The 20,006-nt window shown below is 65.7% G+C and carries 22 protein-coding genes and 1 riboswitch; of the genes, 8 read left to right on the forward strand and 14 right to left on the reverse strand.

Features of this window, described 5'->3' with window-relative positions; translation table 11 throughout:
- Positions 1-127: 127 nt before the first annotated feature.
- Positions 128-820, forward strand: coding sequence for an SET domain-containing protein (locus ACVILH_RS18025; protein ID WP_456714080.1), 693 nt, complete (start codon positions 128-130; stop codon positions 818-820).
- 14 nt (positions 821-834) lie between these two features.
- Here the strand turns inward: ACVILH_RS18025 and ACVILH_RS18030 are convergent, their stop codons facing one another.
- Complete coding sequence (locus ACVILH_RS18030) at positions 835-1,233, reverse strand: hypothetical protein (RefSeq protein ID WP_456714081.1); 399 nt, start codon at positions 1,231-1,233, stop codon at positions 835-837.
- A 27-nt stretch (positions 1,234-1,260) separates the two neighbouring features.
- Positions 1,261-1,485, reverse strand: a complete 225-nt coding sequence (locus ACVILH_RS18035) for a hypothetical protein (RefSeq protein ID WP_456714082.1) — start codon at positions 1,483-1,485, stop codon at positions 1,261-1,263.
- A gap of 100 nt (positions 1,486-1,585) precedes the next feature.
- Here ACVILH_RS18035 and ACVILH_RS18040 point away from each other — a divergent pair, with 100 nt between their 5' ends.
- Together ACVILH_RS18040 and ACVILH_RS18045 are read left to right on the forward strand one after the other, a co-directional pair.
- Positions 1,586-2,401 carry a helix-turn-helix domain-containing protein gene (locus ACVILH_RS18040; protein ID WP_456714083.1) on the forward strand — a complete coding sequence of 272 codons (816 nt, stop codon included), beginning with the start codon at positions 1,586-1,588 and terminating at the stop codon, positions 2,399-2,401.
- A 68-nt stretch (positions 2,402-2,469) separates the two neighbouring features.
- Entirely contained in the window at positions 2,470-3,132 is a 663-nt protein-coding gene (locus ACVILH_RS18045; protein WP_456714084.1) for a DsbA family oxidoreductase, read from the forward strand.
- Here the strand turns inward: ACVILH_RS18045 and ACVILH_RS18050 are convergent.
- From ACVILH_RS18050 to ACVILH_RS18065, 4 genes are all read right to left on the reverse strand, one after another.
- Positions 3,110-4,303: a GNAT family N-acetyltransferase gene (locus ACVILH_RS18050; RefSeq protein WP_456717016.1), complete on the reverse strand. Its 1,194-nt coding sequence runs from the start codon at positions 4,301-4,303 to the stop codon at positions 3,110-3,112. The genes ACVILH_RS18045 and ACVILH_RS18050 overlap by 23 nt on opposite strands.
- A gap of 182 nt (positions 4,304-4,485) precedes the next feature.
- Positions 4,486-5,532, reverse strand: coding sequence for an HD-GYP domain-containing protein (locus tag ACVILH_RS18055; protein ID WP_456714085.1), 1,047 nt, complete (start codon positions 5,530-5,532; stop codon positions 4,486-4,488).
- A gap of 213 nt (positions 5,533-5,745) precedes the next feature.
- Complete coding sequence (locus ACVILH_RS18060) at positions 5,746-6,135, reverse strand: hypothetical protein (RefSeq protein ID WP_456714086.1); 390 nt, start codon at positions 6,133-6,135, stop codon at positions 5,746-5,748.
- Positions 6,136-6,182: 47 nt separating this feature from the next.
- Positions 6,183-6,365 carry a hypothetical protein gene (locus ACVILH_RS18065; protein ID WP_456714087.1) on the reverse strand — a complete coding sequence of 61 codons (183 nt, stop codon included), beginning with the start codon at positions 6,363-6,365 and terminating at the stop codon, positions 6,183-6,185.
- Here ACVILH_RS18065 and ACVILH_RS18070 point away from each other — a divergent pair.
- Positions 6,364-7,863, forward strand: a complete 1,500-nt coding sequence (locus ACVILH_RS18070) for a caspase family protein (protein ID WP_456714088.1) — start codon at positions 6,364-6,366, stop codon at positions 7,861-7,863. The genes ACVILH_RS18065 and ACVILH_RS18070 overlap by 2 nt on opposite strands.
- A 117-nt stretch (positions 7,864-7,980) precedes the next feature.
- On the opposite strand, the gene ACVILH_RS18075 is transcribed toward ACVILH_RS18070, so the two are convergent.
- Together ACVILH_RS18075 and ACVILH_RS18080 are read right to left on the reverse strand one after the other, a co-directional pair.
- The gene (locus tag ACVILH_RS18075; RefSeq protein ID WP_006610151.1) at positions 7,981-8,232 is read right to left on the reverse strand and encodes a PilZ domain-containing protein; all 252 of its coding nucleotides are present in this window, start codon (positions 8,230-8,232) and stop codon (positions 7,981-7,983) included.
- A gap of 147 nt (positions 8,233-8,379) precedes the next feature.
- Positions 8,380-8,820 (reverse strand): PaaI family thioesterase, encoded by a 441-nt coding sequence (locus ACVILH_RS18080; protein WP_456714089.1) that lies wholly within the window; start codon positions 8,818-8,820, stop codon positions 8,380-8,382.
- Between the two features lie 365 nt (positions 8,821-9,185).
- Here ACVILH_RS18080 and ACVILH_RS18085 point away from each other — a divergent pair, with 365 nt between their 5' ends.
- Positions 9,186-9,482 (forward strand): hypothetical protein, encoded by a 297-nt coding sequence (locus ACVILH_RS18085; protein WP_456714090.1) that lies wholly within the window; start codon positions 9,186-9,188, stop codon positions 9,480-9,482.
- A 114-nt stretch (positions 9,483-9,596) separates the two neighbouring features.
- Entirely contained in the window at positions 9,597-9,827 is a 231-nt protein-coding gene (locus ACVILH_RS18090) for a hypothetical protein (RefSeq protein WP_456714091.1), read from the forward strand.
- A gap of 15 nt (positions 9,828-9,842) precedes the next feature.
- Here ACVILH_RS18090 and ACVILH_RS18095 read toward each other — a convergent pair whose 3' ends face one another.
- The 3 genes from ACVILH_RS18095 to ACVILH_RS18105 form a co-directional block, all read right to left on the reverse strand.
- Complete coding sequence (locus tag ACVILH_RS18095; protein ID WP_172114324.1) at positions 9,843-9,980, reverse strand: hypothetical protein; 138 nt, start codon at positions 9,978-9,980, stop codon at positions 9,843-9,845.
- A gap of 191 nt (positions 9,981-10,171) precedes the next feature.
- Positions 10,172-10,411, reverse strand: coding sequence for a DUF6894 family protein (locus ACVILH_RS18100; protein ID WP_015665825.1), 240 nt, complete (start codon positions 10,409-10,411; stop codon positions 10,172-10,174).
- Between the two features lie 1,446 nt (positions 10,412-11,857).
- The gene (locus tag ACVILH_RS18105; protein ID WP_456714092.1) at positions 11,858-12,211 is read right to left on the reverse strand and encodes an ADP-ribosylation/crystallin J1; all 354 of its coding nucleotides are present in this window, start codon (positions 12,209-12,211) and stop codon (positions 11,858-11,860) included.
- Between the two features lie 338 nt (positions 12,212-12,549).
- Between ACVILH_RS18105 and recA the strand changes: the two genes are divergently transcribed.
- Both recA and ACVILH_RS18115 read left to right on the forward strand, forming a co-directional pair.
- The gene (gene recA / locus ACVILH_RS18110) at positions 12,550-13,641 is read left to right on the forward strand and encodes a recombinase RecA (protein WP_456714093.1); all 1,092 of its coding nucleotides are present in this window, start codon (positions 12,550-12,552) and stop codon (positions 13,639-13,641) included.
- 234 nt (positions 13,642-13,875) lie between these two features.
- Positions 13,876-14,922 carry a DUF1835 domain-containing protein gene (locus ACVILH_RS18115; protein WP_456714094.1) on the forward strand — a complete coding sequence of 349 codons (1,047 nt, stop codon included), beginning with the start codon at positions 13,876-13,878 and terminating at the stop codon, positions 14,920-14,922.
- Between the two features lie 118 nt (positions 14,923-15,040).
- On the opposite strand, the gene gcvP is transcribed toward ACVILH_RS18115, so the two are convergent.
- The 3 genes from gcvP to gcvT all read right to left on the reverse strand — a co-directional run bounded on the left by gcvP (position 15,041) and on the right by gcvT (position 19,609).
- Positions 15,041-17,914, reverse strand: coding sequence for an aminomethyl-transferring glycine dehydrogenase (gene gcvP, locus ACVILH_RS18120; protein WP_456714095.1), 2,874 nt, complete (start codon positions 17,912-17,914; stop codon positions 15,041-15,043).
- A gap of 147 nt (positions 17,915-18,061) precedes the next feature.
- Entirely contained in the window at positions 18,062-18,427 is a 366-nt protein-coding gene (gcvH, locus tag ACVILH_RS18125; RefSeq protein WP_456714096.1) for a glycine cleavage system protein GcvH, read from the reverse strand.
- Positions 18,428-18,451: 24 nt separating this feature from the next.
- Entirely contained in the window at positions 18,452-19,609 is a 1,158-nt protein-coding gene (gcvT, locus tag ACVILH_RS18130) for a glycine cleavage system aminomethyltransferase GcvT (RefSeq protein WP_456714097.1), read from the reverse strand.
- A 139-nt stretch (positions 19,610-19,748) separates the two neighbouring features.
- Positions 19,749-19,860: riboswitch (glycine riboswitch) on the reverse strand.
- Between the last annotated feature and the right edge of the window lie 146 nt (positions 19,861-20,006).

Raw genomic sequence — 20,006 nt, forward strand, 5'->3', positions numbered from 1 at the left:
CGCCGGAACTTGCGCGCAAGATGCTGCAAACTGGGGACGGCGCGAAACGGTGCAGGGAAACACCTGACAGCGCCACGAAATTATCCTAGAACGACGGCCTCGCGAGGTCCATCTCTTCTCACAGATCATGCCCGTCATTCCCTCGACCAAACCCTATCGCATCGGCCGCTCCAAGACGGGGCTCGGTCTGTTCGCCACCCAGCCGATCAAGAAGGGCAGCAAGATCATCCGCTACTTCGGACCGCTCCTGGATTCGAAGAAGGCGGAGGACGACGCGATCGAGAACAAATATCTGTTCGAGCTCGACAACCGCTGGACCATCGACGGCTCGATTCGCGAGAACGTCGCCCGCTACATCAATCATTCCTGCAAGCCGAACGCGGAGTCCGACGTCAAGCCGCGCAAGAAGAAGATCTTCATCCGCGCCATCAAGAACATCGAGCCGGGCGAGGAGATCAACTACGACTACGGCACCGACTACTTCAAAGCCTATCTGAAGCCGATCGGCTGCAAATGCGACGCCTGCGAGAAGAAGCGGGCCAAGAAGAAGCTCGAGGCACGCGCCGAGCGCGCCAAGCAGAAGGCCAGGGACGAGCGCAAGGACGAGCGCAAGGCCGCCAAGAAGTCCAAGAAGACATCCGACAAGCCAGCAAAAGGGACGGTGAAGGCCAAGCCGCGCGCGAAGACGAAGGCTTCGACCGGTGGCGAGGCGAAGCCGCGCGGCAAGGCGAAGAGCCGACGGCCGGGCGCGACCGTCGGCAAGCGGGTGAAGACCAAGTCCACCGTCAAGACTGTGACCAGCCGCGCAAAGGCGGCCTGATCGACACCAACGGCTCAGGCCGGGACTGCTCTGGAGCTGCGGCGCAAGCCCATATATTGCAGCTCGGCGAACACGCCGGTCCCCACCGCCTGGGCCGCGACGAAGATCTCGCCGAGCACGTTCGGCGTGACGAGGCCGGAGAACAGCAGCGCGATGCTGCCGACGGTCCAGGCCGCATTACCGGCGATGACCAGCAGGATCAGCGGCTTTGGCGCCAGCGCGCGCGAGCCGAGCCAGCCGACGAAGCAGGCATAGACGATCAGGAACAGCCCGGTCTCGCGCAGCAGCGCATCAGGCAGTTGCATGAGCGCCGCCAGCGGCGAGGCGTCGAAGGTCAGCGCGAGGCCGGCCACGCCGCTGAACACGGCATCGGCGATCAGGGCGCGGCGGAGCAGGGTGGACGAGGCAATCATGTCGGTCTCCTTCGGTTTGGGGGCGGTTCAACGGAACCAGGCGAGGAGACGACGGCGCAGGCGCCTCGGGCACAGCGAGCGTGCCGCCCGGGTCTCGATCTCGGTGACCTGCGCGACGACGAGGCTGCCCGTGGCGTGCAGCAGCGGCTCCGGCAGGTTGAGCGAGCGCGCCAGCAGCGTCGTCACGAGGTCGGCCAGCCAGCGGCGGGCCGTGTTGAAAGCGAAGGTCTCGGGACTTTGCTGCCTGCTCATGGTCATCTCCTGTGGTGCAGAGGATGGCTGCCCGCGGGAGGCAGTTCGATTACCTCTGAGATCATGGAGGCGCTGACGTCTGCGTGATAGGCCTTGGCTCATGACACAGCTCGCTTCGGCGCGCGCCGACCGCGCCAAACCCGTTCATGTCGGAGAGCATCTGCGGCAATGGCGGCAGCGCCGGCATCTGTCGCAGCTCGATCTGGCGCTCGATGCCGAGATCTCGGCGCGGCATCTGAGCTTCGTGGAGACCGGCCGCGCCGCGCCGTCGCGCGACATGGTCCTCAAACTGGCGGAGCGATTGGACGTGCCCCTGCGTGAACGCAACGTGCTGCTGGTCGCCGCGGGCTACGCGCCGGCGTTCCAGCAGCGACCGCTGGAGGATCCGGCGCTGAAGCCGGCCCGCGAGGCGATGATGCTCGTGCTCAAGGCGCACGAGCCGAACCCGGCGGTCGCCGTCGACCGGCACTGGAACCTGGTGGCGGCCAACCGGATGATCGCGCCGCTGCTGACAGGTGTTGCGGAGCGGCTGCTGGCGCCGCCGCTCAACGTGGTGCGCGTGGCGTTGCATCCGGACGGCCTGGCGACGCGCACCGTCAACCTCGCCGAATGGAGCGGACATCTGCTGGAGCGCCTGCACCGGCAGTGCGAGGCGACGGCGGATGCCGAGCTGCTGAAGCTCTATGAGGAGCTGAAATCCTATCCGATCCCGGCCCGATCGGCGCCGCTGTCGGCTGACAGCGTCGCGATCCCGTTGCGCCTGCGGGTAGGGACGGACGTGCTAAACTTCTTCTCGACCACGATGGTGTTCGGCACGCCCGTGGACATCACGCTGTCGGAGCTGGCGCTGGAGACCTTCTTTCCGGCCGACGACCTCACCGCCGCCAGGCTGAAGGAGATGGTTACCTCGCTGTGACTCCCGCTTGTGCTGGCGTGGCACAGGCTCATCTTGGGCGCAACGCCAAGCGAACCGGAGCGACGCGCATGAGCCTGAAGCCGCTGATCATCGACGTTGTCTCCGACGTCGTCTGTCCCTGGTGCTACATCGGCAAGCATCGCATCGAGGAGGCGCTGAAGCTGGTGCCGGACGTGCCGGTGGAGCTGAACTACCGGCCGTTCTTCCTCAATCCCTGGGTGCCGCGCGAAGGCATCAGCCGCGAGCAGTATCTGACGACCAAGTTCGGCTCGGTCGAAGCCTACAAGGGCATCGCGGGCCGCGTGGTCGCGGCGGCGGAGGAGGAGGGGCTGAGCTACCGTCCCGACAAGGTCGCGCGCCAGCCCAACACGACCGACTGCCATCGCCTGATCCACTGGGCCGGCCAGATCGGAAAGGCGCCGGAGATGAAGCAGCGTCTGATGGAATTGTACTTCCGCGACGGCGGCGATCTCACCGACACCGAGGTGCTGGTGCAGGCCGCGGCGGATTGCGGTCTCGATCCGGCCGTCGTGCGCAAGATGCTGGCGAGCGAGGAAGACGTGGCGCGGGTGTCGGCGCAAGCGCAGGAGGCGGCCGAGAAGGGCATCTCCGGCGTGCCGACCTACGTGTTCGCGCAGAAATATGCCGTCTCCGGCGCGCAGGATCCGCAGATGCTGGCGCGCGCGATCCGGCAGGTGTCGGCGGAGGTCAATGCCGAGGCTGCGGAGTAGCCGTCCGGTTCTTGCCGACGGCGCGCATCGTATGGACTGCCCGCCGCGCGAGCGCCACGCTCTCGCGGTGGACGATGAGCGCGGAATGGATGAGCTCGGCGATCGGATCGCGCGGATAAAGCGGGATCAGCACGTCGCCGATCGCGAGCCGGCCGCGCCAGATCGGATTGATCATGGGATGGTCCGGACCCGCGGTGGAATCCGCAGAGGTGATCGCGGGATCGCTGCAGAGATGACGCGTCAAGTCCAAGGTGAGTTGGACCCCGGGCGAATATCTCGCGAAGCGCTCGTCGACGCCGAGCTTGAAGAAGAAGGCGCGGCCCTGGTGACGTAGCACGACGCCAGCGGCGATCGCGGCGTCGCCGACCAGGAGGCTGATGATCTCGCAGGCGCCTTGCTCGGCGAGATCGGGGGCGGCGCGCCGGATGAAGGCCGCGTCGCCGGCGTTTTGGATCAGCGCGGTGCCGCGGCGTCCCTTCCAGCCGCTGGCCTCCAGCGTCAGGAAGGTCTCGAGCGCGGCGGCCACCTCGTGAGGCGCGCGCGCGACATCGAAGCGGACCTCGCCATGCTCGGCCAGCCGGTGACGCAGCCGGCGCAGCTCCTTCAGCTTCTTGGTGCCGAGCGCATCCTGCAGCACCGCCTCGCCATCGCCGCTCGCATCGAGGCAGGCGCGCTCATAGGATTGCAGCAGGCGCGGACGCAGGCCGTCGCGGCGAAGCACGGTCTCGAATGCCTGCATCACCGGGCCTGCGACCGACATGTCGCGCAGCAGGATCGCGCGGGCGGGCGTTTGTCTTGCGACGTCGAGCAGACCTCCTGCGGCCCGCTCCGCATCGTCGCGATCGAGCAGCGGCGTGCACAGCGTGCCATAGGGATGGCCGCTGGCAAGCGCGGGCAGCGGCAGCTTGCAGGCCCGCCACAGTGAGGTGATCGGCATCAGTCCGGTGAGGCGCGATGGCTGTTCGTCGCTCCAGGCGCACAGCGCCGAGTTGCCGGTGCGGCCGCGCGCGGAGGCGTTCACTGCGCGCTCCCAGCCGGGCAGGTAATAGCCGTTCGGCTCCAGCGTGCGGCCGGCCAAGTCCTGCCAGGCTTGCGCCAGGACAGCGTCCAGAGGGACCAATCGCTGGGCTGGCGCCGGCATGCCCGCTTCGGCGCGTCGCTGCTCCGCCATGGATGGCGGATGTGCAAATGAGCGATCGATGATCTCGGCCACGTCCCGACGTCCCCTTGCTGCGCCTGTCGTCACGCAGCCCGGTCGAATGGTAGCGCAAAGCTGACAAGAGAGGCCTTGCCGATCGGCTCAAATTGATCCGGCCGGCTTAACGCCGCATTCACCACGAGCTCGACGCGCGATCAGCGGATCAGCGCGACATCGCGGAAGGCGCCGATCAGCGGCTTCTCGAGCTTGCCCTCCATGCTCTGGAGGATCTCGTACGCCTTGTCGCGGGCCATCACCGGCTTGTAGCTGCGATATTCGATCAGCGCCGAGAAGATGTCGGAGATGGTGAGGATGCGCGTCAGATCCGGAATGTTGTTGGCCATCAGCCCGTCGGGATAGCCGCTGCCGTCGAGGAATTCGTGGTGGTGACGAACCGCCTTGAGCACCTCCTCGGTGATCGCCGCATTGCCCTTCAGCGCATCGTAGCCCGCCGCCGGATGGGTCTCGACCAGCGCGCGTTCCGCGACATCGAGGCGGCCGGGCTTGTCGAGGATGGCGAGCGGAATCTTGGCCTTGCCGATGTCGTGAAACATCGCGGCCATGTAGAGCCGCTCCAGATCGGAGCTGTGAACGCCAAGGCTCAGACCGAAATCGACGGTGATGCCGGTGACGAGCAGGCAGTGCTGATAGGTGCCTTCATGATGGCGGCGGACGGTGGCGAGCCAGTCGGACAGGCCGTTCTCGGCGATGCAGTCGGCAATCCGCTTGCCGGCGCGCCGCGTCTCGTCGACATCGATCTCGGCGCCGCTCAGCACGGCGGCGAACATCGAGGCGATGCAGGAGGCTCCGCTGAACGCGGCCTGCCGGTCGTCCGTGGCGACGCTCTTCGCCGGTGAATGGGGGCGTGCATCGAGCAGCTTGCTGAGTAGTTGATTGCGGCTCGGTGTGGCCGAGAGAACGGTCGTGGCGCCGAGCGCGTAGGCCTGCACCGTGGACAGGCGCGATTTGTGATTGGTCAGGAAGATGCGGCGCGGAATACGCGCGAGCCGGTCGGAGATTTCCTTCAGGGCCGTGATGTTGTCGACGTCGCGCAGATCAGCGGCCACGACGATCGCATCGATGTCGCCGCCCTTGATGTCGGCCTCACCGATCAGCTCGGTCGTGAGAGAGCAGCGCTCGGCCAGCATCCCGCGCAGCAAAGCAAGCTTGGCCGAATCGTCTCCGACGAGGTGAACGTTCATGAAGAACCAGATCCAGTGGTCATTCCCGGCGTTAGCTGACCGCAATGTTGCGCAAGAATCGTTAAATTTGAGCCAGTCGTGCGCTCCTCGGTTTCGCGCTTGCGTTAGCTAATAACTAACGCTTCGCTGCCCGGGAGGTAGCGGGTTCCCGCGTCTCTCGCGACTTGATCCGCTGCGGTCGATTGCATCGCGCATCATCAGCCAGGAGTTGAATCACTTTGTTGGTAGGACAGCGGTGAAATTTTCGGAAACACAGTCCTGGCCGGCGGCGCGCCGGCGGTCGATGATCTCATCCTGCCGGATCGTCAGCCGGTAGGTCTGGCGCCGGAGCGGAGCGCCGGTGACCGAAATGATCTCCGCGCGGACGCAGGCCGTCCATGCATCGCCACGTTCCGTGCGCTGCGGGGCAGTGGCCTCGAGATCGCGCGGTTGCGTCGTGGCGACGAAGATCATGTCGAGGTTCTTGCGGACGAGACGCCCGACATCCGGGGGAGCTTCGGGCGGCGGAGGCTCGGGTGCCCGCACGCGCATGAAGGCCGGCAGCCGCGATTGGCTGTCTGCGGCGCAGCCCGAGAGGAGCAGAGCTGCGAGCAGCCCTGCCAATGTTGCCGTCCGCCGCATTGTCACCCCGCCGCCATGCGGCGCGGAAGCTATGAGGCGATCGCGGCAACACCGCGGGAGTCCTGTGCAGCAACGATGTCCAATTCCGTTTCCAATGTGCCGAGCAGCACAGATCCAGCCGCGCCAGGCGTGTAGTACTTGCTTCTGCAATGAACCGGGTCGCGAACCGGCCCGACCAACTGGCACGTCAGCAGCAGATTGGAGATCGCCATGTTTCGCCACGCTTTCAGGGCCGCATTGATTGCGGGCGGCCTGCTTGCCGGCCTGGCGCCAGCCTCGGCCGAGAGCAGCCGGCTGGCGCTAGTGATCGGACAGTCGGCCTATCGGTCAGTGACGCCGCTGCCGAATCCGGCGAACGACGCCAACGCGATGGCCAAAATGCTGGGAGAGTCGGGCTTCGAGGTGACCACGGCCGCCGATCTCTCACAGAAGGATCTGAACCGCGAGGTCGGAGATTTTGCCGCGAAGATCGCGAGCAAGGGGGCCGATACGGTAGCGCTGGTGTTCTATGCCGGCCACGGGCTGCAGATCGACGGCGAGAACTATCTGGTGCCTGTTGATGTCGATCCGCGCCGCGAGGCCGATATTCCGCTACAGGCGGTGCGCCTTAACGATGTTCTCAACACGCTCAACGCGGTGCCGAGCCGGATGCGCATCCTGCTGCTCGATGCCTGCCGCAACAATCCTTTCCCGGCCATCAACCAGAGCGCCGGCCGCGGCCTTGCGTTGCTCGACACCAAGAGCGGCGCGCCGGGCACGTTCCTGTCCTACTCGACCTCGCCGGGCGCTGAGGCTGAGGACGGCAATGGCGCCAACAGTCCCTACACCACCGCGCTGCTGCAGGCGGCACGCGAGCCCGGCCTGCCGATCGAGGAGGCGTTCAAGCGGGTGCGCGTCGCCGTCAACAAGGCGACGGAAGGACGGCAGACGCCGTGGGATTCGTCCTCGCTCACGGAGGATTTCCGCTTCGTGGCCGCGAGCGATGCAAGCGCCGCCAATGCCGGGCCGCGGCCGGTGATCGCCAAGCGCAGCGTCGACGAATGGAAGCGCAGCCTGCAAGGCAAGCCGATTGAGACCGCCAATGAGATCATCGTCGGCGACGGCAGTGTCGAAGCTTATGAGGCGTTCGTCACGCTCTACACTGCGCCGCCCTATGGCCCGCAGGCGCGGCAATGGCTCGATCTGCACAATCGCATGGCCGCGTGGAACGAGGCCGTGCTGATCAACACCGTCGCGTCCTATCAGGGCTTTCTCGATCGCTTTCCGGAGAGCGACCTCACGCCCACCGCACGCAAGCTGATCGAGCGCTTGCGCAACCGTCCGGTCGTGACGCCGGTGGTCGCGGCGGCAAATGCCGCCATCCCCGCGGTGGTCCCCGCAACGCCGCTGGTGCCGGCGAATGCTGCCGCCGGTCCGACCTGTCCGTGCTCGCAGACGCCGCCGGCGCGCAAGTCCGATACGCCCAAGCGTGTCGAGGAGAAGCCGGTCAGGAAACGCGACGAGGATCCGCCGAAGCGCGCCAGCCGCCCGTCGCGCCGTGACCCCGATGATGTGGTGGTCTACGCGCCGCCGCCACCGCCGCCGCGGGACTATTATGGACCGCCGGTGCGGGTGGTGCCGCCGGTCAGCATCGGGATCGGCATCGGCGGTGGCTATGGTGGTGGCTACGGGCGGGGTCCTTCGAACTATCCGACCCGGCGCGGCTACTAAGTCGACCAAAAGCGGCCGCTCTGGAGGCGGCCGCTTTTATGGCGCGCTCGCTCCCAAGCTCCAAAGGAGCGCCGCCGGCCCGCCATGCGCGACAGGTCCAATCGCCAGGTATTCCGGTCAATCGAAAGCGATGCCGATCCGCTTGTCGTGGCTCCACACGGCGTGGCCACGGCGCGTGAACCTGTCCGCCGGGATCACCAGCGTGAAGGCTTCGGGCAGGCCGACCGGGCTGACCACCTCGACGCGCGCGCCGGTATCCGACATGTTGCGGACCATGCAATCGACCGCGCCGCCGCCGTCGAACGCCAGCCTGCCTTGCTTCAGCACCCGATGACGGGGTGCAATTCGTTTTTCATCTGTCTCGCTCATCGCCTGCAACCCGATGCCGAATGGGATCACCTTTCGCGTCAAAAGCGCATAAAATAAATCAGGCCCGGGTTTCATCGCGATGAATCGGATCGACCAAGACCGGCCCCTCATCTTTACGCTTCGTTAAACTCCCGTGGCTTTGCGGGCTCAGAGCATCGCAAAGGCGCTCGACACCATTGCAACCGGCTTGCCGTCGGCGGCGCTCGTCAACGTGACCCGGCCGAAGCCCATCGTGCGGCCGAGCCGGACGACACGCGCATCGGCCAACACGTCGGAGGAGGAGGCCGCGCGCATGAAGTGCGTGGTCTGGTCGACCGTGGTCATCGGCCGATAGCCTCCGCTCGCGCTGACCATCGCGATGACCGTGGCGGTGTCGGCAAAGGCCATCAGCGCCTGCCCGCAGACGACGCCGTTGTCGCGGCACAGACGCGGCGAGAACGGCAGGCGCAGGATGGCGCCCGGCTCGCCCTGCGCGGAGGGCGCGATGTCCTCGACGACCAGCGCAAGATCCTTGATCCAGGGGGCGAACACGTCATCCAGCAGGCGCCGCGCCTGATCGAGGGTGAAGTCCGGTGTGTCGTTCGGCACGAGCGAGCGTCCTCCAGTTTCGATGCCAGTCTTGTTATCGGAGCGCGAGTCTCGGACGCAGCGGTCCGGGCGGTTTGCCGCGATCCGGCGGCTTGAAAAGGCCGGAGTTGGGAGCCTATGCTGAATGCCGGCAGGGCAACAGCGCGATGCGATAGCCTCGTCAGGCTTCGCCCCGGACCGGTCTTGTGCGGCCCGCTGTCGAGCTGATGGTGGGCCTCACATGCGCGGCCGCCGCTGCAGTGACGGCTCGGGCTCGTCGTTCCCCGGGGGCAGGGAGGTCCCTGGACCGCTGGGACAACACGCGCCTGAGACTTGGCGCAGGGCGGCGCAATGGTATAAGGCGGCCAATACCGGGGAGTAACCAAATGAAGAAGCTGATCGTGACGATGACGGTCGCCGTGCTGACGTGCTGGGCCGTGCCGGCAATGGCGCAGATGCCGAACATCAACCTTCTCGCCGACGGTCCTTCCAAGACCCCGGAGGAGAAAGAGGCCGAGGCTGCGCGGGACAGGGCCTACAGGGACACCATGCGCAAGATCCCGGACGCCAAGACAGCTTCCGATCCCTGGGGCAATGTGCGCACCGCCGAGCCGCCGAAAACCACGCCTCCGGTGAAGACGACTGCGGCGAAAAAGCCGAAGACCGGCGCCAGCACCAACTGACGCTTGGCCCGGGGAGGCGGCGCCCCGCTCGCAGAGCGGGAACGATGACGATCGGACTCGGATTCCGTGCAGCCTCGTCTATATTGACGGGGTGCAACGTGTTGGAGTTCGTCGATGGGGTTGCGCCCGCGGGACATTGCCAGCCGGTTGGCGGCCCGGCGCCGGAAGCCGGACGGTTACGTGCGCGACACCTTCACCCTGCCGCGTGAGGCCGCGCGAGCCAAGGCGCGCGACTACCTGACGCGCTATCCCAAGGCCGGCTATATGAGCGCCGTGGAAAGCTGGCGCGAACTCCCGGACGGGGCAATCGAATTCACGATGCGGCGATTGCCGAGCGCGGATTGAGCCGCCACGAGCCGCTTATTCCCGCTCGCCAAGCAGCTTTCGGGTGTCGCGGTTGATGAAGTGAAGCCGCGTGCAGGCCTTGCAGACCACGGTTTCATACGCGCATGCAGGATCGCCCGGCTTCGGCTCTTCCAGCCAATGCTGCACGTTCATTCCGGTTCGCGGACATTTGAAGATCAGATTACCCATACAAATTTAAGTGTCGGCCAGCAGGGACCCTGCCTACTTGATCTAGATCAAGAGTGCCTGCCGAAATGACAGGCAATGGCCTGTCTTTTGCGATCTAGGGTTGTAGTTTTGGGATCGTTTTCGACCCCTGATGGAGATTGCCGCGCAGAGCAGGCTCAGGCCTGATCCAGCGACTCGGCCACGATGCGGATGCGAAACACCGGCTGCCGCGTCTCGTCGAGCAGCTCCATCTGCCACTCGGAGTTCTCCGCGAGCTTGCGCGAGATGCTGCTGGCCATGTCGGCGCAGACAGTGGTCATCTCTTTCCAGGCGGCGTTGCGATCGGCACACTCGGTCCCATACTCGGACGCGCCTGAGAAGTGGCCGTTACGGATACGAAAGAAATAGAGCGGCATTGCCAAAACCGGTGAGCCCTGGCCGCCCCAGGCCGCTGGGTTTGATGAACGCGGCGTAAATGGAAGCGGAAAACCCCCCTGGATCAATTCCGGTAAAATACGGTCGACGGATGCGGCGGCTGTTAGTTGTTGCGGGTGCGCGAGAGTATGCCGCCTTGGCACCACGGATGCGCCGAAGCCGAGGCGAACTTCGTGTCCGGTCATGTCTCCGCGAGTAAGCGAGCCTCGGACCGCCGCGGTCCGAGGCTCCGTCAACGTCGTAGCTTCCCGGCGAGGGCAGTTCGGCAATGACATTGGTATAATAGCCGGCAACTTGCACGCGCGCCTTGCGTCAAATCAAGGGTTGCAAATAACAGGTCAGATCGGGTTTTACGCGGGCGCGTTGCGACCCGAATGGGCCGCCCTCCATGCGGTCAGCGCGGATCGAAAATCCGCTCCGGGACGACCGCGAGGCGGTACGCGACCTCCGTCGCGCCGTCCACCGTTTCCAGTACGACGTGGCAGGCCGGGCATCGCTTGTCACCGGCAACACCGCGTCGGGAGTGAAGCTCGAGGCTGCAGGCCGGCGTTGCACGAGCGGCAGTTGAGATCATCGCGTGTCATCGGCCATGATGATGCGCAACGAGGGCGATCCGTTCCGGCTCCGCGCGATGACAAATCGAGATGGATGCGGAGCTGCGACCTCGAACGTCAAAAGCCCCGGACATGGGGTCCGGGGCTTTCTTTCGACGCGGATGGTTTCAGGGCCGTGCGCCTACAGTGACGGAGCCTGCAGCATTGTCTCGGCAATCGTCTGCAGATGGCATGTCACATGGCTGCACATCACTCGCCAAATGAGCCGGTTGACATGCGCCAATCATCATCGGAAACGAACAAACAAATTCGGGGCTGAAAAATCCGTTGTCACGCTCCAAGATCCGATTTTCGTATCACAACCAAAAGTTTATGACAATGGCCGTGGTTTGCCGGGGGCTTTGCGCTTCGGGGTGCGTGAGGCGCGTCACGCAGCCGGCGGCTTGACAATTTTACCGAACGAGATTTGCTCGTCTTGCGGTTGTGTGCGGCGTGCGAGGGGCGGGAGCATCGACCACGAAGAGGTGCGTCAGCGGCCGGCTTCACCTGCTGATCATCATGCTATGCGTGATCCCCCGGCAGAATTGATCCCGAAGATCCGCTGAGTGGAACTTGCTGTGACACGTGTCGCATGTCTCGCCGTAAGAGGTGCCTACGATGTCTCGCGTTGTCGCTCGCCTGGTCGCAAAGTTGCGCGACGATCGTCGGTGGAACTCGCAAGTCTTCCATCGTCGTCTGCTCATTGGTTGCATGAAAAGCGAGCGGCTGCTTAGAGGATGAGCCGAACAAAAGCAGAAGAGATGCTGGAACTTCGTTCTTCTCAGGAGAACCACGGACGTGCGGTGTTCGCACGTCAGCGGAAGTCCGGTTGTTTCAAGGAAAACTTTTGACGCAGACGATCAGCCCGACGATGGCGGCGTTGAACTCAGCGAGATGCTCGCTCGGAATCCAGTACTCAAGATGGTCGCGCCCGCCGGCCTCTTGCACCTGATAGCGATCGATGAAGTCGCGCAACACCTCGAACCGCAGCACATGGCCGCTGCCGCTCGCCGGAACGTTCCAGTCGCGCGCGATCTTCACCGCGTAGTCCTCGGTCAGCACGGGATAGAAGATCGGTTGTTCGGGCAGCCGCGGCGGAAATGCGCGCATGCCGGAGGCCTCGATCAAAGCGAGCTCCTTCGGGCCGACAGGGCGCCACAGCGTGATGGTGTCGGTGGAGGCGGTCATGAGGATCGAAGTGGTGCGGGGTGGATCGGATCTCTCCCGAGGAAGCAGAACCCGAGAGCCGGCGCAAGCGCGTCGCGCATCCCGCAATTTTTAGTTGCATCCTGGCCTGCCGCGTTCGCGGCGTGAGACGCTGGAACTGTGCTGATGTCGTCGCGGCGCTCTGGCCGATGCTCGTCGAGGCGGCTGCGTTGGCACGTTGCCGAAGCTGTGAATGGGTGCGGATAGTCGAAAGAACATATTGCGAACAAAGAACAGATGGAGTACATTCACCTCAAGATTGCTGGCCGACCTCGTTAACCGTTTGTCCATCCCGCGAATCCCCGCCATAAGGAGCGCCAATGTCCGCCACCGCCCTGCGTATCGTCGAAGGTTCTTCCATGGATAAGAGTAAGGCGCTCTCCGCTGCGCTGTCCCAGATCGAGCGCCAGTTCGGCAAGGGCTCGGTGATGAAGCTGGGCAAGAACGATCGCTCGATGGATGTCGAGACGGTGTCGACCGGCTCGCTCGGGCTCGACATTGCGCTCGGCATCGGCGGCCTGCCGAAGGGGCGCATCGTCGAGATCTATGGGCCGGAATCCTCGGGCAAGACCACCTTGGCGCTGCACACCGTGGCCGAGGCGCAGAAGAAGGGCGGCATCTGCGCCTTCATCGACGCTGAGCACGCGCTCGATCCGGTCTATGCGCGCAAGCTGGGCGTCAACATCGACGAGCTGCTGATCTCGCAGCCGGACACGGGCGAGCAGGCGCTGGAGATCTGCGACACGCTGGTGCGCTCCGGGGCGGTCGACGTGATGGTGGTGGACTCGGTGGCGGCGCTGGTGCCGAAGGCCGAGCTCGAGGGCGAGATGGGCGAGTCGCTGCCCGGTCTGCAAGCGCGATTGATGAGCCAGGCGCTGCGCAAGCTGACCGCCTCGATCAACAAGTCCAACACGATGGTCATCTTCATCAACCAGATCCGCATGAAGATCGGTGTGATGTACGGCTCGCCGGAGACCACCACCGGCGGCAACGCGCTGAAGTTCTACGCCTCGGTCCGCCTCGACATCCGCCGCATCGGCGCGATCAAGGAGCGCGACGAGGTGATCGGCAACTCCACCCGCGTGAAGGTCGTCAAGAACAAGCTGGCGCCCCCGTTCAAGCAGGTCGAGTTCGACATCATGTATGGCGAGGGCGTGTCCAAGATGGGCGAGATCCTCGATCTCGGCGTCAAGGCCGGCATCGTCGAGAAGTCCGGCGCCTGGTTCTCCTATGACAGCCAGCGGCTAGGGCAGGGACGCGAGAACTCGAAGACGTTCCTCAAGGCCAACCCCGACATGACCGCCAAGATCGAGGCTGCGATCCGCCAGAACTCCGGCCTCATCGCCGAGCAGATCCTGGCCGGCAACGCCGAGCGCGACGACGGCGACAGCGAGGAGCCGGCGGAGGAGTAGGGTTAGGAACGCTGCGGGTGCCCGGGACGTCGGAGGTCGGCGGCCCGGAGCCCGCATGCAGTTGCTGATGCTCTGGTCAATCTGTGCATCTTAGATCTACGCGTCCCCTATCTGCGCCGATCAGCCTGCGCCTCCTGAGCCTGAGCCTGTTGGGCCGCGGCAGTCTCCAGATGGATTGAGCGTGTTTTTCCGGACACCGGACACGGTCTCCCATCCGAACAACTGACAGCGCGCGTGCGGACCGCATCCGCGCTGCTGGACCGGGCCTTCCGACGCCAGCTCTTGGCGTCGATATCCGATCGCGAAGGTGTTGGACCATCAGGCCGTGCCGGAGCCGACCGCATGACGCGCTTGATTGTAACGGCCGATGATCCCAGCGCCGGCGCGCTTCGGAGAGGCGGTTTCGCCGACCTGGTGGTGCCAATCCTCCATCGGTTCGTGTGGGGACCACTGCCAGCCGATGCCGAGCTCGCGGCCCATCTCCAGGAGCGTGCCGCGCGACGGAAGAGGGGTCATTGGTTGGATTTTGCCTCGCGTCGTGACTTCATGGCGGTGGGCGGACGGGGGCACGGTCTTCTCGAGCTTGTCGACCGTTGCGACAGCGTCGAGCTCTGGATCGCGACGCGGCCGAACGATCAGTTGGTCCTGATCTGGCTGTTGGATTATCTGCGCCTTCATGGGGAGATCGCGTCGAAGATCGTCCTGCGGCATCTCGAGGCGCCGGTCTTCGAGGCTTCATCGGGACGATCGGCCGGCCGGACCATTGAAGGTGTCGTGCTTACGAGAGACCATCTCGATCTTGGGCATCTGGCCTGGCAGGCGTTTCGGGCGCCGACGCCGCAAGCCTGGTTCGATCTGTTGAAGCAGGATCTCAGCATCCTGCCGCAGCTTCGGCGCGCGGTGCAGGAGATGCTCGACGAGCTTCCCGGTGCTGCGACGGGTCTCGGCGCGTCCGAGCTGAGAATGCTCGAATTGCTGTCGGCGGGCTACCGGCGCCCCTTCGACCTGCTGCCGCATCACCGGGAGCGCTTCCAACGGCGCGTCTACGACTATTGGGAGGGAGGCATGTTGCTCGACCGCCTGGCGCTTGCCCCGACGCCGGCCATCTCGGGCCTCGCCGAATGGCCGTTTTCGGTCGACATGCATGACAGCCGCGACCGCTTCGCGCGCTACCAGTCGAGCACGCTGTCGCTGACATCGCTCGGCAAGGCCATCCTGGCGGGCGAGCAGGATTACAGCAGCCACAACCCGATCCGGCGCTGGTGGGCGGCACCGAATTGACGAACGCCAATCTCTGGCGTTGGCATGCGGCGCTGATCGCTCCGGAGCTTGACGGACCTGACGGCGTTGACTGCCGCGAGCCGTGGCGCCCGGTTGATTGGGGTGCGCCCGAGGCGGCCTACTCCGCCGCCTGCGCGTAATCGTCGACCGGCGGGCAGGAGCATACCAGATTGCGGTCGCCATAGACGTTGTCGACGCGGCCGACGGGGCACCAATATTTGTCGGTGCGCGAGGTGCCCGCGGGGAAGCAGCCTTCGCTGCGGCGATAGGCGCGGGTCCAGTCGTCATCGGCGATGTCGTGCACCGTGTGCGGCGCATGTCGCAGCGGCGAGGCCTCGATTGTGAAGCGGCCCTGCTCGACCTCGGCGATCTCCTTGCGGATCGCAATCATGGCGTCGCAGAAGCGGTCGAGCTCGGCCTTGGATTCCGACTCGGTCGGCTCGATCATCAAGGTGCCGGCGACCGGGAAGCTCATCGTCGGCGCATGGAAGCCGTAGTCGATCAGCCGCTTGGCAATGTCGTCGACGGTGACGCCGCTGGTCTGCTTCAGCGGTCTGGGATCGATGATGCACTCATGCGCGACGCGGCCGCGTTCGTTGCGATAGAGCACCGGGAAATGCGCATCGAGCCGCGCCGCGACGTAGTTGGCGTTGAGGATGGCGATCTCCGTGGCGCGGGTCAGGCCCTCGCCGCCCATCAGCAGCATGTAGATGTAGGAGATCGTCAGGATCGAGGCCGAGCCATAGGGCGCTGCCGAAACCGGTCCGACCGGATGCGCGCTGGCGGCGTCCGTGGCGGGATGCCCCGGCAGGAACGGCGCGAGATGCGCCTTGACGCCGATCGGCCCCATGCCAGGGCCGCCGCCGCCATGCGGGATGCAGAACGTCTTGTGCAAATTGAAATGGCTGACATCGGCGCCGTAGTCGCCGGGGCGGGCGAGGCCGACCTGCGCGTTCAGGTTGGCGCCATCGAGATAGACCTGTCCGCCATGCGCATGGACGATATCGCAGATGTCGCGAATGTGCTCCTCGAACACGCCATGCGTCGAGGGATACGTGATCATGATCGCCGCGAGCTTTGCGCTATGCGTCTCCGCCTTGGCCTTGAGGTCGGCGAGGTCGACATTGCCGTTCGTGTCGCAGCCGACCACCACGACCTCCATGGCGACCATGTGCGCGGAGGCCGGGTTGGTGCCGTGGGCGGAGGAGGGGATCAGGCAGATCGTGCGATGGCTGTCGCCGCGCGCGGCGTGATAGCCGCGGATCGCCAAGAGGCCGGCATATTCGCCCTGCGCGCCGGAGTTCGGCTGCAGCGACACCGCGTCATAGCCGGAGATCCGGCACAGCCAGTCCTGGAGATCGGCGAACATCGCGTGATAGCCGGCCGCCTGCGCGTGCGGCACGAACGGATGCAGGCTGGCGAATTCCGGCCAGGTCAGCGGGATCATCTCGGTCGTGGCGTTCAGCTTCATCGTGCAGGAGCCGAGCGGAATCATCGCGCGGTCGAGCGCGAGGTCGCGGTCGGCGAGCTTGCGCAGATAGCGCAGCATCTCGGTCTCCGAGCGATGCGCGTGGAACACCGGATGGGTGAGGTACGGCCGCTGCCGCTTCAACTCGACCGGGACAGCGTCGCGCGCTTCCGCCTCGATGTCAGCGTAGGACAGCTCGCCGCCGAATGCGCGCCAGACGGCTTCGACGACATCGGCCGTCGTGGTCTCGTCGAGCGCGATACGCAACCGGCTGCCGTTGCGGCCGAGATTGACCCGCTCGCCTTCCGCCTGCGCGATGATCGCAGTGGCTTTGGCGCCGGCCTCGACGCTGACCGTATCGAAGAAGGCGTCGCTGGTGGGCGCAAAGCCCAGCTCGCGCAGGCCGGCCGCCAGCACCGCAGCCCGGCGATGCACCGTGCGCGCAATCGCCTTCAGCCCCTCCGGACCATGATAGACCGCGTACATTGCCGCGATCACCGCCAGCAGCACCTGCGCGGTGCAGATGTTCGAGGTCGCTTTCTCGCGGCGGATGTGCTGCTCGCGGGTCTGCAGCGCCAGGCGATAGGCGGGGGCGCCGCGCGAGTCGACGGAGAGGCCGACGATGCGGCCGGGCAGCGAGCGCTTCAGCGCATCGCGCACCGCCATATAGGCGGCGTGCGGTCCGCCATAGCCCATCGGCACGCCGAAGCGCTGCGCCGAGCCGATCGCGATGTCGGCGCCGAGCTCGCCCGGCGAGGCGATCACGGTCAGCGCCAGGAGATCGGCGGCAAGGATCGCCAGCGCGCCCTTGTCGTGCAGCTTGGCGATGGCACCGCGCGGATCGCGCAACGCGCCGGTCGTGTCGGGATATTGCAGCAGCCCGCCGAACACCTCGGCGCCATCGAGATCATTGGCGGGATCGCCGACGATCAGCTGCCAGCCCAGCGGCTCGGCGCGGGTGCGCAGCACCGCCAAGGTCTGCGGATGCACGTTGTGATCGACGAAGAACGCCTTGGTCTTCGCTCGCGCCGAACGCTCGGCCAGCGCCATCGCTTCCGCCGCCGCGGTGCCCTCGTCGAGCAGCGAGGCGTTGGCGACGTCGAGCCCGGTGAGGTCGCAGATCATGGTCTGGAAGTTGAACAGCGCCTCCAGCCGGCCCTGGCTGATCTCGGGCTGGTACGGCGTATAGGCCGTGTACCAGGCCGGGTTCTCCAGGATGTTGCGCTGGATCACCGCCGGCATGACCGTGCCGGAATAGCCCTGGCCGATCAGCGAGGTGAAGACCCGGTTCTGCGCCGCCAGCGCGCGCATGTGGCCGATCGCCTCGACCTCGCTCATGGCCGGCTCGAGCGTGAGCGGGGTGGCCTGCCTGATCGAGCCGGGCAGGGTCTGCGCCATCAGCTCCGCGACGCTTTTTGCCCCCACGGTCTCCAGCATCGCCGCGACATCGCGGGGAGACGGACCGATATGGCGGCGGGCGAAGCTGGTGGCGGCATCGTCGAGCGGCTTGAGCGGCGTGGTCATGAGCAAATCCTCTGGGCCTCGTCACGCCCCGCGGAGGCAGGGCATCCAGTATTCGTTGCGGTCGAGATCAGGCGGAGGGGCGCGGCGGACTGGAGCGCCCGGTCGAGCCGAGCGATGACTCTGGTCTATGCCGCCGCGCCGCGGCTCTCACGCCGTGTGCGCCTTGTAGGCGGCCTCATCCATCAGGCCACCGAGCTCGCTTTTGTCGGCGATTCTCAGCTTGAAGAACCAGGCCTTGCCGTCGGCATCGGTGTTCACCAGCGCCGGCTCGTCGACGATGGCCTGGTTGACCTCGACCACCTCGCCGGTGATCGGCGCGTAGACGTCGGAGGCGGCCTTGACCGATTCGACGACGGCGGCGGCTTCGGTCTTCTTCAGCGCGCGGCCGACCTGCGGCAGCTCGACGAACACGACGTCGCCGAGCTGCGCCTGGGCGTAGTCGGTGATGCCGATGGTGGCGACATCGCCCTCGATGCTGAGCCATTCATGGTCGGAGGTGTAGAGCGTGGTCATGGACGTCCTTCAGCGCTTAAGGGGTCAACGTTTGTAGGTGTTGGGGACAAAAGGCGTGGCGGCGACGCGCAGCGGAAGCCGCTGGCCGCGCACATCGGCGAATAGCTGGGTGTCGAGCGCGGCGAGGGCGGACGGCACGTAGCCCATCGCGACCGGCGCATTCAGCGTCGGCCCGAAGCCGCCGGAGGTCACCTTACCGATCGGCTCGCTGCCGTTAGCAGTAGCGAACAGCACCGCCCCCTCGCGCACCGGCGCGCGGCCCTCGGGCCGCAAGCCCACGCGGCGTCGGGCCGCGCCACCGTCGAACTGCGCCAGGATCTTCGCCGCGCCCGGAAAGCCGCCGGCGCGGGCGCCGCCTGATCGCCGGACCTTCTGCACCGACCATTCCAGCGCCGCCTCGACCGGCGTGGTGCCGGTGTCGATGTCATGGCCGTACAGGCAGAGGCCGGCTTCGAGCCGCAGGCTGTCGCGGGCGCCGAGTCCGATCGGCAGCACGTCCTTGTCGGACAACAGCGCTTCCGCCAACTGCTCCGCCTTGTCGGCCGGCACCGAGATCTCGTAGCCGTCCTCTCCGGTATAGCCCGAGCGCGAGACGTAGCAGGCGAGCCCGTCGACCATGCGCGGTCCCGAATCCATGAACCGCATGGTCTCGGCCTCTGCACAGAATTTTGCCAGCACGCTCGCCGCCTTCGGCCCCTGCAGCGCCAGCAGCGCCCGATCTGTCAGCGGCTGCACCTCGCAGACGTCGGACAAGCCGTCGCGCAGCAGCGCGATGTCCGCCTCCTTACAGGCGGCATTGACGACCAGCACCAGATGCTCGCCGAAATTCGCCACCATCAGGTCGTCGAGAATGCCGCCTTCGGCATTGGTGAACTGGGCGTAGCGCTGCCGGCCAGCCGGAATGCCGATGATGTCCTGCGGCACCAGCCGCTCCAGCGCGGCGGCGGCGTCAGCCACCTTGCCCGATTTCGGCAGCAGCGCGACCTGGCCCATGTGGGAGACGTCGAACAGGCCCGCGCGGCTGCGGGTATGGAGGTGCTCCTTGAGCACGCCGGGCGCGTATTGCACGGGCATCTCATAGCCCGCGAACGGCACCATCTTGCCGCCGAGGCTGACATGCAGCGCATACAGCGGCGTTCGCTTTAAAGGGGAAGAAGAGGTTGCAGCAGCCGGTTCAGCCATCAGGGGTCCTCGCGCGGTTCCTCGGGACCAGTCCCGAAAAACACCGAAGCCCCATCTGTCGCTGTGCCTGAGAGTATTATCCCGTCGGCGGACGCTTCCCGGGACCAGGCCCGGCCAGCGTCTCTTTCCAGATGCAGTTGAAGTCGCGAGGGTCCTTTTGCCTGAGAGTTTCCGGGGCGGTTGCTCCTTCGGCGCCGGCCCTTGAAGTTCAACCAGAACCTCAGAAGACCAGTCTCTCCCGACGCGACTGTCGTCAGTGCGGCGACAAAACACCAGCTCACCCGAGCTGTCAACGCGTCACCATGGCTTTCAACCAGCTTTAGGAGCCGTGCAGCAACCCCATGATGTTTCTGCACAGTTTCTGGACACGTGAAGGCCGCTTGTCTAAAAGCAATGC

The sequence above is a fragment of the Bradyrhizobium sp. USDA 4353 genome, from assembly GCF_054063215.1.

Bases quoted from the DNA above. Each gene is read 5' to 3' on its own strand.
- ACVILH_RS18025 (WP_456714080.1), top strand. From the start codon at position 128: ATGCCCGTCATTCCCTCGACCAAACCCTATCGCATCGGCCGCTCCAAG.
- ACVILH_RS18030 (WP_456714081.1), bottom strand. From the start codon at position 1,233: ATGATTGCCTCGTCCACCCTGCTCCGCCGCGCCCTGATCGCCGATGCC.
- ACVILH_RS18035 (WP_456714082.1), bottom strand. From the start codon at position 1,485: ATGAGCAGGCAGCAAAGTCCCGAGACCTTCGCTTTCAACACGGCCCGC.
- ACVILH_RS18040 (WP_456714083.1), top strand. From the start codon at position 1,586: ATGACACAGCTCGCTTCGGCGCGCGCCGACCGCGCCAAACCCGTTCAT.
- ACVILH_RS18045 (WP_456714084.1), top strand. From the start codon at position 2,470: ATGAGCCTGAAGCCGCTGATCATCGACGTTGTCTCCGACGTCGTCTGT.
- ACVILH_RS18050 (WP_456717016.1), bottom strand. From the start codon at position 4,303: ATGGCGGAGCAGCGACGCGCCGAAGCGGGCATGCCGGCGCCAGCCCAG.
- ACVILH_RS18055 (WP_456714085.1), bottom strand. From the start codon at position 5,532: ATGAACGTTCACCTCGTCGGAGACGATTCGGCCAAGCTTGCTTTGCTG.
- ACVILH_RS18070 (WP_456714088.1), top strand. From the start codon at position 6,364: ATGTTTCGCCACGCTTTCAGGGCCGCATTGATTGCGGGCGGCCTGCTT.
- ACVILH_RS18065 (WP_456714087.1), bottom strand. From the start codon at position 6,365: ATGGCGATCTCCAATCTGCTGCTGACGTGCCAGTTGGTCGGGCCGGTT.
- ACVILH_RS18075 (WP_006610151.1), bottom strand. From the start codon at position 8,232: ATGAGCGAGACAGATGAAAAACGAATTGCACCCCGTCATCGGGTGCTG.
- ACVILH_RS18085 (WP_456714090.1), top strand. From the start codon at position 9,186: ATGAAGAAGCTGATCGTGACGATGACGGTCGCCGTGCTGACGTGCTGG.
- ACVILH_RS18090 (WP_456714091.1), top strand. From the start codon at position 9,597: ATGGGGTTGCGCCCGCGGGACATTGCCAGCCGGTTGGCGGCCCGGCGC.
- ACVILH_RS18095 (WP_172114324.1), bottom strand. From the start codon at position 9,980: ATGAACGTGCAGCATTGGCTGGAAGAGCCGAAGCCGGGCGATCCTGCA.
- ACVILH_RS18100 (WP_015665825.1), bottom strand. From the start codon at position 10,411: ATGCCGCTCTATTTCTTTCGTATCCGTAACGGCCACTTCTCAGGCGCG.
- ACVILH_RS18105 (WP_456714092.1), bottom strand. From the start codon at position 12,211: ATGACCGCCTCCACCGACACCATCACGCTGTGGCGCCCTGTCGGCCCG.
- recA (WP_456714093.1), top strand. From the start codon at position 12,550: ATGTCCGCCACCGCCCTGCGTATCGTCGAAGGTTCTTCCATGGATAAG.
- gcvP (WP_456714095.1), bottom strand. From the start codon at position 17,914: ATGACCACGCCGCTCAAGCCGCTCGACGATGCCGCCACCAGCTTCGCC.
- gcvH (WP_456714096.1), bottom strand. From the start codon at position 18,427: ATGACCACGCTCTACACCTCCGACCATGAATGGCTCAGCATCGAGGGC.
- gcvT (WP_456714097.1), bottom strand. From the start codon at position 19,609: ATGGCTGAACCGGCTGCTGCAACCTCTTCTTCCCCTTTAAAGCGAACG.